At 73.9% G+C, this 13088-nt stretch carries 6 protein-coding genes; all 6 read right to left on the bottom strand.

The window, feature by feature from the left end; genetic code table 11:
• Nucleotides 1-9: 9 nt before the first annotated feature.
• The 6 genes from E6P78_RS12300 to E6P78_RS12275 all read right to left on the bottom strand — a co-directional run bounded on the left by E6P78_RS12300 (nucleotide 10) and on the right by E6P78_RS12275 (nucleotide 12841).
• On the bottom strand, nucleotides 10-1737 hold the full coding sequence (locus E6P78_RS12300; protein ID WP_136203597.1) for a peptidase: 1728 nt from the start codon (nucleotides 1735-1737) through the stop codon (nucleotides 10-12).
• Nucleotides 1738-2047: 310 nt separating this feature from the next.
• The gene (locus E6P78_RS12295) at nucleotides 2048-3886 is read right to left on the bottom strand and encodes a GMC family oxidoreductase (RefSeq protein ID WP_136203596.1); all 1839 of its coding nucleotides are present in this window, start codon (nucleotides 3884-3886) and stop codon (nucleotides 2048-2050) included.
• Nucleotides 3887-3979: 93 nt separating this feature from the next.
• Entirely contained in the window at nucleotides 3980-5608 is a 1629-nt protein-coding gene (locus E6P78_RS12290) for a succinic semialdehyde dehydrogenase (protein WP_136203595.1), read from the bottom strand.
• Between the two features lie 172 nt (nucleotides 5609-5780).
• Nucleotides 5781-7436, bottom strand: coding sequence for a serine/threonine-protein kinase (locus E6P78_RS12285; protein ID WP_240799167.1), 1656 nt, complete (start codon nucleotides 7434-7436; stop codon nucleotides 5781-5783).
• A gap of 122 nt (nucleotides 7437-7558) precedes the next feature.
• A complete protein-coding gene (locus tag E6P78_RS12280) occupies nucleotides 7559-10681 on the bottom strand; it encodes a protein kinase (RefSeq protein WP_136203594.1) in 3123 nt (1040 codons plus the stop codon).
• 213 nt (nucleotides 10682-10894) lie between these two features.
• Nucleotides 10895-12841, bottom strand: a complete 1947-nt coding sequence (locus E6P78_RS12275; protein WP_136203593.1) for a serine/threonine-protein kinase — start codon at nucleotides 12839-12841, stop codon at nucleotides 10895-10897.
• Nucleotides 12842-13088 lie beyond the last annotated feature (247 nt).

Raw genomic sequence — 13088 nt, 5'->3', positions numbered from 1 at the left:
GGTGCCGCTTCAGCGGGTGGCGCGTCGGCGGGCGACCGTGAAGAGGGCACCGCCCGCGAGCAGCGCGACGAGGGCCGCGCCGGACGCCGTGAGCGCGACGGTCCCGGTGGAGGCGAGCGCCCCGCCGGTGCCGTCGCCGGAGCCGGAGCCCGTCGTGCCGGTGGTGCCGGTGGTGCCGGTCGAGGACGAGCCGGCCGAGGCGGAGCCGGTCGCGCCGGTGTCCCCCGAGCCTCCGGTGGAGCCGCCCGTGGCCGTCGAGCCGCCCGAGGTGGACCCGCCCGTCGTGGCGCCGGGGTCCTCGCCGTTGAGCACCAGGGACGCGGTGTTGTTCGCGGGCTTCGGGTCGAAGGGCAGCGCGGGGTCCTGGAGGAAGGTGTTGCGGACCACGACGTTGCCGGAGGCCCCCGCGACGACCTTGTCGATCTTCAGCCGGAAGGGGAGGGCGAAGTCCGCGTCCTCGCGTACGGACATCGGCGTGGAGCAGAAGTAGCGCGGGGCCGCCTTCTGGTTCTCGCGGTACTGCCCGTCCTTGGTCACCCCCCGGCAGGTGGCCGGCCCGGAGAGGACCGAGGCGCCCTCGGGCACGGTGATGTCGACGGTGGCGACGTCCTCGCCGGAGCGGATGTACCCGATCCAGGCGGGCCCCCGGTTGCGGAAGCCGACGGTCACGTCGACCGTGTCGCCGGCGGCGCCCCGGGCCTTGTCGCCGTAGGCCGCGAAGTCGGCGCTGTTGGCCGTGTGGAAGTCGACGTCCTGCTGGTTGTCGTCGGGGTCGAGGTCGGCCGAGCGGACCGCGGGGCTCTTGCGCAGGGCGAGCGCGGCGCCCTTGCCGGGGCTGAACCGGGCGCCGGCCCTCAGCGACGCGCGGGCGTCGGTGCCGTCCTCGGCGACGCGGTAGAGGAACGAGTCGTAGTACGCGCGCTCGGTGGCCCGGATCACGGGCGGCTCGGCCAGCGTGTAGGTGGCGCCGGGCTCGTAGCTGCCCGGGAAGGTGCACAGGGCGGTGGACCAGGCGCCGGGGCTGCCGAAGCCCAGGTCGTCCTCGCTGTACTCGCAGTTCTGGTACCGCTCGGTGAACTCCATGCCCCGGGTGTTGCGCAGGGTGAGCAGGACGCCCTGGGCGGCGCGGGTGCCGTTGTTGGTGAAGGTGATGGGCACCGGCTGGCTGTCCCCGGGCTTCAGCTCCGTCCTCAACGGCAGCCGCTTCATCGACAGGTCGGGCCCGCCGATGGAGACGCGCGCGGTGAACGCCCGGAAGGTGGCTCCCTCCGCCTCCGCCGTGACCGCGAGGGTGCCGGTGTCGCCGTCCTCGCTGCCCTCGGCGGCGCTGACGTCGAGTTCGGCGAGGGTGCTCAGGCCGGGCCAGATCCCGTAGTCGTGGCAGACGGCGGTCGTCCCGGTCCGCTCGCAGTCGAGGCCGCCGTCCTCACCGAAGGACACGTCCGCGACACCGGCGAGCTTGCTGAAGTCGAAGCGGACGGTGTACTCGCCGTCGAGGACGCCGTTCTCCTCGTCCTCGGACGGATTGGTGACCGTGAGGCCCAGGGTCGCCTTCTGCGGGGTGCCCGTGGCCGGGTACGGGTGCAGGGCCGTGTCGGCGGGACCGCCGAGCGTGAACTCGGGGACGGCCGCCCGGGCCGGTCCGCCCAGCGCGAGCGTACCGGCGGCCAGCAGGCCGGCCGAGGCGACCACGCCTGCGAAGCGGCGGAACGCGGCTCTCGGGGTCGTGCTTCTCATCTCGGGCCCTCTGGGGTCGTCGGGAGCTGTGACCGCTGTGGCAGCGACATGGGTACGACCTGGGGCGGGCGGGAAAAGTTGCGCGGGATCAGATCACGGATCGGGTACGCCGACCGGAGTGATCCACCTCACATAAGGATTTCATCAGTACGGGGACAACCATCGGGGCGTCCGGCAGGTCATGCATGCGGAACACCGGTTGTCGGTTGTTGTGCGACGGACCGGTTACAGCGTGAGGGGCTGCACTTGGAGGGGGGTGCAGCCCCTTCTGCTGTCCTCGGGCTTCCTTGAGGCCTTCTACGCCAGCCCTCTACGCCTTGTCGGCCGACTCCTTCTTCGGCGGCACCGCGGGTATCCCCAGGAACGGCAGCCTCAGCGCGCCGAACGCCTCCTTCGGGACGGCCGGTGCCTGCGGCTCGACCGCCGCCAGCCGCTCGTACGCCTCGCCCTGCGCCGGGCGCGGGTCGCGCTCGCCCTTGTTGGGCCAGAAGGACATGGCGCGTTCCGCCTGCGCGGTGATCGTCAGCGAGGGGTTGACGCCGAGGTTGGCGGAGACCGCCGAGCCGTCGACCACCGAGATACCCGGGTGCCCGAACAACCGGTGGTAGGGGTCGATGACGCCCTCGTCCGCACTGGCGCCGATCGGGCAGCCGCCGAGGAAGTGGGCGGTGAGCGGGGTGCCCATCAGCTCGCCTATGTTGGAGCCGGGGAAGCCGTTGATCTCGTCGGCGAGCAGCGAGGCGCTCAGGGTCGCCTCGGCGATCTGGGTCGGGTTGGGCGCGCCGTGGCCCTGGCGGGCGGTGAGCAGGCCCTTGCCGATGCCGCGCGGCTTGCGGTAGGCGGTCAGGGAGTTGTCGAGCGACTGCATGACGAGGCCGATGATGGTCCGTTCCGACCAGCGCCGGTTGGAGAGCGACCGCACGGCGAGCGTGGGGTGCTTGGCCAGGTTCCCGAACCAGGCGAGGACCCGGTGGGTGCTGAAGGGGACCTGGAGGATGGTCATGCCGCCCATGGCGTTGGAGCCCTTGCCGTAGCGAACCGGCTCGATGTGGGTGTTCTCGTCGGGGTGGATGGACGAGGTGATGGCGACACCCTTGGTGAAGTCGGGCTTCGTACCGTGCTTCCTGCGGTAGCGGCGGTCGGAGGTCTGCGCGCCGACCAGCCCCTCGGAGTTGGTCCGGGTCAGCTCGCCCAGCCGGGCCGAGAGCCGGGGCAGCAGTCCCTTGTCCTTCATCGTGTGCAGCAGGGTCTGGGTGCCGTACGTGCCCGCCGCCACGACCACCTCGCGGGCGCGCAGCACGGTCGGCGCGGCCTTCCGGCGGCGGTCGGTGGGCACGGTGGAGACGCGGTAGCCGCCGTCGGGGTGGTCGGTGACGCCTAGGACCGAGGTCATGGGGTGGATGACCGCGCCGGCCTTCTCGGCGAGGTGGAGGTAGTTCTCGTTGAGGGTGTTCTTCGCGCCGTGGCGGCAGCCCGTCATGCACTCGCCGCACTCGGTGCACGCCTTGCGCGCCGGGCCCGCGCCGCCGAAGTAGGGGTCGGCGACCGTGCCGCCGGGCTTCGCCCTCGCCGTGCCGTCGGCGTCCTCGCCGTCACCGAAGAAGACGCCGACCGGGGCCAGGTGGAAGGTGTCGCCGACCCCCATGGCCTCGGCGGTCGCCTTGAGGTGGACGTCGGAGGGGGTCGTCGTCGGGTTGAGCCGGACCCCGAGCATCCGCCTGGCCTGGTCGTAGTACGGCCTCAGCTCGTCCTGCCAGTCGGTGATGTGCGCCCACTGCCGGTCCTCGAAGAACGGGGCCGGGGGCACGTACAGCGTGTTGGCGTAGTTGAGCGAGCCGCCGCCGACCCCTGCGCCGGCCAGCACCATCACCTTGCCGAGCAGGTGCACGCGCTGGATGCCGAAGAGGCCGAGGGCGGGGGCCCAGAGGTAGTTCTTCAGGTCCCAGGAGTTCTTGGGCAGGGTGCCCGGGGTGAAGCGGCGGCCCGCCTCCAGGACGCCGACCCGGTACCCCTTCTCGCTCAGCCGCAGCGCCGAGACCGCACCGCCGAAGCCCGAACCGACGACGATCACGTCGTAGTCGTACGCGGCGTCGTCGTCGGCGCCGCCGGCCGGCCGGTCCTGATTCTGGGCATGGCTGTCCTGGGACATGGCACTCCTCGGTACGAAAAGGACAGAAGTGGTGCGGGCGGGGGCGGAGGTTCGGCCCGGGCGGAACGCCCCACCCCCTGCCCGGACGGGGGTTCAGCGCAGGCGGAACGCCTTCATCGCCTTCAGGCTGCGGCTCATGAACGCCGCGTACTTCTCGTCGTCCATCCCGAAGGACGGGGCGAGCGGGATCAGCCGCTGCTGGGCGACGGTCTGGGCCTCGGTGTACTTGAGGATGCCCTCGGAGCCGTGGCGGCGGCCGAGACCGGAGTCCTTCATGCCGCCCATCGGGGACTGCACGCTGCCGTACGCGGGGGCGTACCCCTCGTTGATGTTGACCGTGCCGGTGCGCAGCCGGGCGGCGACCCGGTGACCGCGCCGGCCGTCCTTGGTCCAGACGCTCGAATTGAGGCCGTACGGGGTGGCGTTGGCCAGCGCGACAACCTCGTCCTCGTCGCGGAAGCGGTAGATCGAGACGACCGGGCCGAAGGTCTCCTCGGTGCAGACCGCCATGGGGGCCTCGACGCCGTCCAGGATCGTCGGCTCGTAGAAGAGGGGGCCGATGTCGGGGCGGGCGACCCCGCCGGCGACGAGTCTGGCGCCCTTCTCGACGGCCTCCGCGACATGCCGGCTGACGGTCTCCAGCTGCCGTTCGCCCACCAGCGAGCCCATGTCGGCGCCGTACGCGAGGGAGTTGCCGAGCCACATCGCCTTGGTACGGGCGGCGAACCGCTCCACGAAGGCGTCGGCGACGGACTCGTGGACGTACAGCCGCTCGATGGAGATGCAGAGCTGGCCGGCGGAGGAGAAGCAGGCGCGGACGGCGCCGGCGGCGGCCTTCTCTACGTCGGCGTCCTCCAGGACCAGCATGGCGTTCTTGCCGCCGAGCTCCAGCGAGACGCCGACGAGCCGGGCCGCCGCGCCCTGGGCGACCTCGCGGCCGGTGCGGGTGGAACCGGTGAACGAGACGTAGTCGGCGTGCTTGACGACCTCGGGGCCGACGACCGGGCCCTCCCCCAGGACGACCTGGAAGACCTCGGCCGGGAGCCCCGCCTCGATCAGGAGGTCGCGCGCCCACAGGGCGGTCAGCGCGGTCTCCGTGTCGGGCTTCATCACCACGGCGTTGCCGGAGACGAAGGCGGGCAGCGCGTCACCGACGGACAGCTCGAAGGGGTAGTTCCACGGGGCGATCTGGCCGACCACCCCGCGCGGCTGGCGCAGCTCGGTGACCTTGGTGAGCGTCGGTACGACACCGGTGTGCCGCTTCGGTTTCAGGTAGGCGGAGGCCTTGCGCCCGTAGTGCCGGGCGGCGACGGCGACCGCCTGCACCTCCTCGTGGGCGTGCAGACGGGCCTTGCCGGTCTCCAGCTGGATGAGGTCGAGGACCTCGGACTGGCGGCCGATGACGAGGTCGTGGAAGCGCAGGAGCACCGCGGCCCTGTGCCGGACCGGCAGGGCGGCCCAGGCGGGCTGGGCGGCGCGCGCCCGCTCGAAGGCGGTCGCCACGTCCTCGGGGGTGGACTCCGGCAGGTCGGCCAGCTTCTCGCCGGTGAAGGGCGTGTGGTTGGCGGTGCGGCCGGAGCCGACGACGCCGCGCGTCAGCTGGGCGATCACCTCGGGCGTCACGACGTCGGCGGCCGTGCGCACGCCCGCGGGCGCGGCGGCCACGGGGTTGGTGCCGGCAGCGGCGGCGGAGGTGGACGTGAGGGCCTGCGAGTCCGTCATGAGGCCGAGAGTACGTCGGCCGGAAGGCTTTGGGTACCCGTGGGTAACAGCTTTTCACCGTCTCTCCCGGAGTCCCGCCACCCACCCGCCGACCGAGCCAGTGATCACTGGCGGCATAAGCCCTGATCAGGGGCTATCCGCCACCTCTGGCCGGTCCCGGTGGCCGGGCGGGTCAGTCGGTGTCGGCCGGGGCGCGCCAGCTGCGCAGCATCGCGTTGAACCGGTCCCGGGTGTTGTCCCAGTCGTCCGCCGGGCCCGTCATGTAGAGCGCGTACTCCGGGCCGCCCTCCTTGGCGAAGTACATCTGGTCGATGGCGTGCCGCGCCTCGCCGTTCTTCTCGGTCCAGGTGAACTCCCAGACGGACCCCGGGCAGTCGCGGTAGACGTTGGAGTTCAGCTCCAGGTTCACGTACTGCGGCAGCCGCTTGCTGAGCGCCGTCTGCAGTTCGAGCATGTGGTCGTAGGAGTTGTCGAAGTCGGGGGCCGGGTCGACGCTGACCCGGAAGTAGTGCACGCCGTTGTCCGGGGTGTAGTCGATGTTGGTGCCCTCCACCCGGCGCTCCCAGCCGTCCGGCATGAAGACGCTGAACCCGGCGGGGTCCTGCACCCGCCGCCAGCCGTCCGGCACGCCCTGCGTCGCCGCCTCCGACGAGGACGAGTCGGTGGGCGTGGGGGTGGGCGTGGGCGTCGGGGTGGCAGGCCCCGGGGTGCGGGTGCCGTGGGAGGCCGTGCCGCCACCGTCCGCGGTGACGGCGGCCTCCGTGCGGTGCGCGTACATCATCGCGGCGATCCCCGCGCCGCCGCCGAGCAGTGCGGCCAGGGCGATGACCAGGACGGTCGTGCGCCACCGGCTGCGGCGAGCGGCGGGAGCGGGTGCCGGTACGGGCGTGGGCGGCACGACGGGCCCGGGTTGCGGCAGCACGGCGGTGCCCCCGCGCAGCATCTCCTCGGAGACCTGCTGGGTCGGGACGAAGGCCTGGGCGGCCCGGGGCTTGCGGCCCTCCATGGCCTCCAGCAGCATCCGCTCGGTGTCCGCCGCCGACGGCCGGTCCTCCGGGTCCTTGCGCAGCAGCGCGGTGATGACGGGGGCAAGCGCCCCGGCCCTGGCGGGCGGCGGCGCCTCCTCGGTGACGACGGCCTGCATGGTCGATATCGGGGAGGTCCGGCGGAACGGCGAACGCCCCTCGACCGCCGTGTACAGCGTGGCGCCCAGCGACCACAGGTCGGACGCCGGGCCGGGGTCGCCACCGCGTACCCGCTCGGGCGCCAGGTAGTCGATGGAGCCGACGATCTCACCGGTCCTGGTGATGGTGGAGTCGCCCTCTATCGCGGCGATCCCGAAGTCGGTGAGCAGGACCCGGCCGTCCCGGGCGAGCAGCACGTTGCCCGGCTTCACATCGCGGTGCAGCACCCCGGCCTCGTGCGCGGCGCGCAGCGCGCCCAGCACGTGCAGCCCGATCCTGGCGGCCTCGCGCGCCTCGACCTCGCCGGTCTCCTTCGCCCGGTCGGCGAGCGACGGGCCGTCGACGTACTGCATGACGATCCACGGCCGGTTGTCGTACTCGACGACGTCGTGGACGGTGACGACACCGGGGTGGGTGATGCGGGCCGCCGCACGGGCCTCCTTCTGGGTCCTGGCGTGCAGTACGAGCCGGTCCGCGTCGGTGACGTAGAGACCTGCGGTCAACTCCTTGACGGCCACGGTGCGGTGCAGCACCTCGTCGTGGGCCCGCCACACCTTGCCCATGCCCCCGCGCCCGAGGACGTCGCCCAGCCGGTACCTCCCGGCCAGCAGCAGTCCCGCCTCCGTGCCCTGCGATCCATCCACGTGTTCCCCGCCCCCGTTGCTTCGGAAGACAGGTTACGGATCGGACGCGCGGCCACGGAACCTCGCATCGCCCACGAGACCGCACTGTGATGCTTGTCGCCCGGCGACGGCCCCCCGGGGCGTCAGCCCGTCACGCGGTAGGAGACGCTGGCCTGTTGGTAGATCTCGGTGACCCGGTCGCGCTGGTCCTCCGGGCCGATGACCTGGAGGACGTGGTAGCGGCCGGCGACGAGCATCACGAGGTTGCGGACGTAGACCTCGCGGCCGTTGCCGTCCTGCCAGGTGAACTGCCCCTCCGCCATGGCCTGTCGGCCCACGTCGGTGCGGCGCAGCCCGCTCGCCGACGACCAGCTGGAGTCGCGGAACGGCTTCAACTCCGGCTCCTTGTCCCGCTGGTAGTCCAGCGGGTCGCTGCCGTTGGCCTTGGCGGTGTCGCGCCCGGGGACGATCAGCACGCTGAAGCCGTCGCTGCCGTAGCGGACCTGGCGCTCGGCGTTGGCCGGGCTGCGCTGCCAGCCCTTGGGGACGCCGACCTCGAAGCCCTCGGCGTCCTCGCGCAGCGTGTAGCCGGCCGCGAGCGCGGCGGCGGAACGGCTCGTCTGCGGCTGCTTCGCCCCCGAGGACTTGGCCGGTGCCGGCTCCTTCGACCCACTCGGCGTCGGGTCGGGCGTCGCGGAGGCGGGGGGCGCCGAGGCGGTACGGGAGGGGGCGGCGCCGGTCCCGTTGTCCGCGTCGGACCTGGGCATGAACATCACCGCGTACGCGATCACCGCGACGAGCGCCAGCAGGATCACGACGAGCAGCAGCCTGCCCAGCCGGCGCGGCGCCCGCTCCCCACCCTGCGGCGGGCGTGGCGGGGTGCGCAGCGCCTTGGGGCCCTTGGGCTCGCGGGGCGCTCTCAGCCTCGGCTCGTGGTGCGTGACGGCGGTGCGGTCCACGGCCTCCCCGGTGTGGCGGTGCCGGCCGTGCGCCGATCCGCCGCGCCGGCCGCGCCGCTTGCGGACGAGCTCGCCGCGACGGCGTACGACGGGCAGCCGTGTGGTGTCCTCGGCGGGCAGCGTCACGACGTCGAGCCCGGCCTCCGGTTCCGGCGCCGAGCGTACGAGGGAGCGCAGCCAGCCGCTCAGCTCCTCGACGTCGGGCCGCTCGGTGGCGTCCTGGCGCAGCAGCGACTCGACGACCGGGCGCAGCGGGCCGCACTCCTCGGCGAAGGCGGGCGGTTCACCGCAGACCATCTGGACGAGTTCGGGGGCGCTGTCCTCGGGGTAGGGGGCGTGCCCCTGGACGGCGCGGTAGAGCAGCGCGCCCAGGGCCCACAGGTCGGTGGCGGGGCCGATGGGCGGGGCCAGCTGCCAGTTCCCGTGGACGGGTCCGGCCTGTTCGGGCGCCCAGCGCTCCGTGACCGCGCCGACGACGGCGATCCGCGCCTGCCGGGCCCGCTCGGCGGCGAGTGCGGTGGCGGGGCCCCGGTAGGCGGAGCTGTCCTGGTCCGGGGCGACGACGTCGTCCCAGCGCCCGGACGGGGCGCCGGAACCGGCCGGGGGCGGTTCGGACGCGGGGCCCCGCCGGGCGGCATCGGCGCGCAGGGCGTCCTCGCCGGACCCGCCGGCGGGCACGGGCCGCCCGGAGCCGGGCCCGTCGTCCCAGGAACCGGTCAGGTGCAGCCGCCGGGGCGGAACCTGCCCACCGTCGTCGTCCTCGTCGTCCTCGTCGTCCTCGTCGTCCGCGTCATCGTCGTCGTACGGATAGGCGTCGTGCGGCTCCTGCACCTCGGGCCCGCGCACCCAGCCCCCGGGCAACTGCGGGAGCGCCTGCCGGGGCGCGGTGTGCGGGGCACGTCCGCCACCGGCGTCACGCTCCTCGCCGCCGGGCTGCGGGAGCACGGGCCAGGCGTCCGGCGCCGGCTCCGAGCCGCGCGCTGCCTCGTCTCGGCCGGAGGGCTGCGGAAGCACGGGCCAGGCGTCAGGCGCCGGCTCCGAGCCGCGCGCTGCCTCGTCTCGGCCGGAGGGCTGCGGAAGGGCGGGCCAGGCGTCAGGCGCGGGCTCGGAGCCGCGCGCGTCGTCCGCGTCGGGCAGTTGCCGGTGCGCCGAGTGCGCGCCGCCGGGTGTGGCTCCCGCGCCGGGCGGCTCGTCTCCCCCGGGAGGCTGCGGGAGCGCGGGCCAGGCGTCGGGCGCGCGTTCGGGCCCGCGCGCGTCGTCCGCGTCCGGGGGCTGCGGGAGCGCGGGGCGCCCGGTCGGGGGGGTTCCCGTGCCTCGCCCGCCCGCGCGGCGTCCCTCCTCGCTGATGCGGGCGGCGGCGCGGGCGCCGGCCCGGTACGCGGCGATGGCCCCGGCCCGCGCTGCCCTGGCGTGGGCGGCGCTGTCCGCTCCGGCGGCGGGCACGGGCAGGCCGGCGGGCGGCACCGGCCGGCGCGCGGTGTCCGTCTCGCCGCCGTACGGGGGCATCGGTTCGCCGCCATACGGCGGCGCCGGTTCGTCGCCGGGTGCCGACTCGATCGCGGCGGGGCCCCGGGAGGCCGGGAGCCGGCCGGGTTCGCTGGGCGCGTACGGATCTGAGGGCTCCGGACCGGCCGCGGGCGCCACGTAAGGGCCGGTGGGACCGGACTCGATGGCGGGGCCGCCGTACCCGCCCTCGTCCGGCTCCTCGTCGTCGGGGCGCGGCACCGGGCTGTAACCGCACAGCGCCTCCTCGGCCGCCCCGGCCGCAAGACCGGTCAGGACGACCCGCCCGTCGTCGCAGACGAGCACCGTGCGCACGGTGATGTTGCGGTGGGTCCAGCCATGGGCGTGCAGCACGCGCAGCGCCGTCAGCACGTCGGAGCCGATCTCGGCGGCCCGGTACGGGTTGAGCGGGCGCTCCGCGAGCAGGGCGGCCAGCGGGCGGGACGCGACCAGTTCGCTCACTATCCAGAGCGAGCCCGCCTCCGCGAACACGTCGAAGACCTGGTCGAGCCGTGGGTGGTCGGGGACCTGGGCCGCCGCCTGGGCGGCCTCGATGGCGCGCCGCACGGCCGGCTCGGTGGACCGCCGGACCGCGCGCCCGCCGGTGCGCGGCACGGGGGACGTCCGGCCGTCGCCCTCGACGACCTCCGCGTCCACGACCTCGGGCAGCGGCACCTGACGGACCAGGACCTCCTGGCCGCTGTAGGTGTCGAAGGCCCGGGTCTCGGCCAGTTCGTACGCGTCGGACGGAGGCAGGGGAAGGCGGTAGCGGTCGGCAAGTACCCGACCCGCGTAGTCGTCCACGACGCCTCCCCAGAGCGCGCTGTCCCCCGGTCACCCAGACCGCACCGAATCCGTCAATCACAGTCACTTGCGGTGCAATTGACTGCCCGTTTCGGCTGCGTACGGTCTACGGGCTCTCACCATACGTGTCCTGCGGCGGCCGCGCGGCCGGGTCGGCGCAACCCGGCCCGGCGACCGCACCCGCAGGCCGCCGTCGGCCCGAGCCCGGCCGCCTCAGTCGACCGGCTCGAACGATCCGAACGCCGTCTCGCGCAGCGTCCGGCACTCCTTGCCGTCCCACTCGTCCGCCTCGCAACTGATCATGATCGCGTAGCCGTGCTTCCCGTCGACCTTGAAGCCGCGGTTGAGCACCCGGACGCGCCGGCCGTGCTGGGTCCGCTCGAACTGCCAGTCGGCGACGGTCGGGTAGCCGTTGTACTGCACCTTCTGTATGCCGAGGTGGTGGTAGTTCGTGCTGGAGCCGGCGACCCCGCTCCGGGCGGCGTTCCAGGCGGCTGCCGCGTCGCCGCCGGGCGAACCGGTGTAGTCGACCTGGAGTCTGGGAAAGCCGCCGTCGGCGTTGTAGATGGCGCCGGCGCCCTGGCCGGAGGTGGTGTCGAAGCGGAAGCCCTTGGGCATGGCGATGGAGAAGTGGAACCGCTTGTTCGCCACCGTGCGGTACCCGGCGGGCAGGGCGTCGGCATCCTCGTCGGCCTTCGCGCCGTCGTCGCCGTCGTCCTTCGCCCCCTTGTCCTGGTCCCCGTCCTGGCCGTCGTTGCCGTCCTTGCCCGCGTCCTGCTCCTTGCCGCTGCTGCCCTGTTCCGCGTCGGCCGACCCGGAGGAGCCGGCTGCGGTGGGGGTTCCGGCGGGCGCGGACGCGCCGGTCTTCTTCGCGCCGGCGTCGTCGGCCGGCTTGTCGTCGCCGCCGCCGAGCGTGAGCGCGAGGACCGTGCCGAGGACGGCGAGCACGATGACGGCCGCGATGATCGCCAGGGTGCGGCGCGGCACCACGTCCGTGAGGGACGCCCGGGGTGCGGTGACCGGCGAGGACGCCGGGCGCTGCGGCGGTACGGCCCCCGAGGGCGAGGCGGCGCCGGGGGCCGGGGTGGGCCGGGCCGGGACGGGCGGTGCGACGACGGGGGCAGCGACGGCAGCGGCGGCGGGCGTCGACTTGGCGTTGCGTACGGAGCGCAGCGCGCCGCGCAACCGGTCGCGGGCGCCCTCGCCCGTCTCACCGGACTTCGCCGCCCCGGCGTCGGCGACGCCCTTGGGCAGCGCCATGACCTGCGTGGCGTCGGCCGGGGCCGGCGCCGGACGCTCCGGCTGGTCGAAGGAGCTGATCACGTCGTTGAGCAGGGCGCGCGCCCCCGCGTCGTCGAGCCGCTGCTCGGGGTCCCGGGCGAGCAGCCCGTAGATGACCTCCTCCAGCGGGCCCGCGTTCTTCGGCGGGTCGAGCGGTTCGGTCATCACGGCGGTCAGGGTCGCGATGGCGGAGCCCTTGTCGTACGGCGGGCAGCCCTCGACGCTCGCGTACAGCAGCCCGCCCAGCGACCACAGGTCGGCGGGCGGGCCCGGCTTGTGCCCGCGCGCCCGCTCCGGCGAGATGTACGAGGGCGCGCCCACGAGCATGCCCGTGGAGGTGACGGACGGGTCGCCCTCGACCTGCGCGATGCCGAAGTCGGTCAGCACGACCCGGCCGTCCTCGGCGATCAGCACGTTGGACGGCTTCACGTCGCGGTGCAGAATGCCCTCGCGGTGCGCCGAGCGCAGCACGTCGAGGATGGCGAGGCCGACCTCGGCGGCACGTTTCGGCGTCAGGACACCGTCCTCGCGCACCGCCTCGGCCAGCGACTTGCCCTCGATGAGTTCCATGACGATCCACGGCCGGTCGTCCTCGTCGACCACGTCGTAGACCGTGACCGCGCCGTTGTTGCGGATGCGCGCGATCGCCTTGGCCTCGCGCAGCGTACGCGTGATCAGCCGGCGCTTCTCGTCCTCGTCGATGGCCGAGGGGAACCGCAGTTCCTTGACCGCCACCGTGCGGCCCAGCGTCTCGTCGACGGCACGCCAGACCGTGCCCATACCGCCCCGGCCGAGCACCTCCCCGAGCCGGTACCGCCCCGCAAGGAGACGTCCGTCCTTGTCCCGTTGGGGCTCCCGTGCCTGCTCCGCCTCCGACATGCGTCCCCTCTGCGATCAACCCGCCCTGGCAGAGCGTTCATTGTCCCTCACCCCGGGACCGCTCCTGGTGCCGGGTCCGGGCTCGGTCATGATGGGGCCCGAGGCCGCGTCCGCGAAGTCCCGCCGTACGCCCGGAGGGCGTGGCCCGCGGCGTCCGGTGCGTGCGATCGCAAGGCGGAGGATCATCCTCGTACTGGACGTACTCGGATGTTTCCGACAACGCGGCGAGTGCGCGCGCCAGACGCCG

It is taken from the genome of Streptomyces sp. A0958, assembly GCF_004795035.1.
Lineage (GTDB): Bacteria > Actinomycetota > Actinomycetes > Streptomycetales > Streptomycetaceae > Streptomyces.
The sequence above is the reverse complement of the archived record's forward strand: the minus strand, read 5'-3'. Positions and strand labels throughout refer to the sequence as shown.

Excerpts from the sequence above, each read along its gene's own strand:
- E6P78_RS12300 (WP_136203597.1), bottom strand. The coding sequence starts at position 1,737 with ATGAGAAGCACGACCCCGAGAGCCGCGTTCCGCCGCTTCGCAGGCGTG.
- E6P78_RS12295 (WP_136203596.1), bottom strand. The coding sequence starts at position 3,886 with ATGTCCCAGGACAGCCATGCCCAGAATCAGGACCGGCCGGCCGGCGGC.
- E6P78_RS12290 (WP_136203595.1), bottom strand. The coding sequence starts at position 5,608 with ATGACGGACTCGCAGGCCCTCACGTCCACCTCCGCCGCCGCTGCCGGC.
- E6P78_RS12275 (WP_136203593.1), bottom strand. The coding sequence starts at position 12,841 with ATGTCGGAGGCGGAGCAGGCACGGGAGCCCCAACGGGACAAGGACGGA.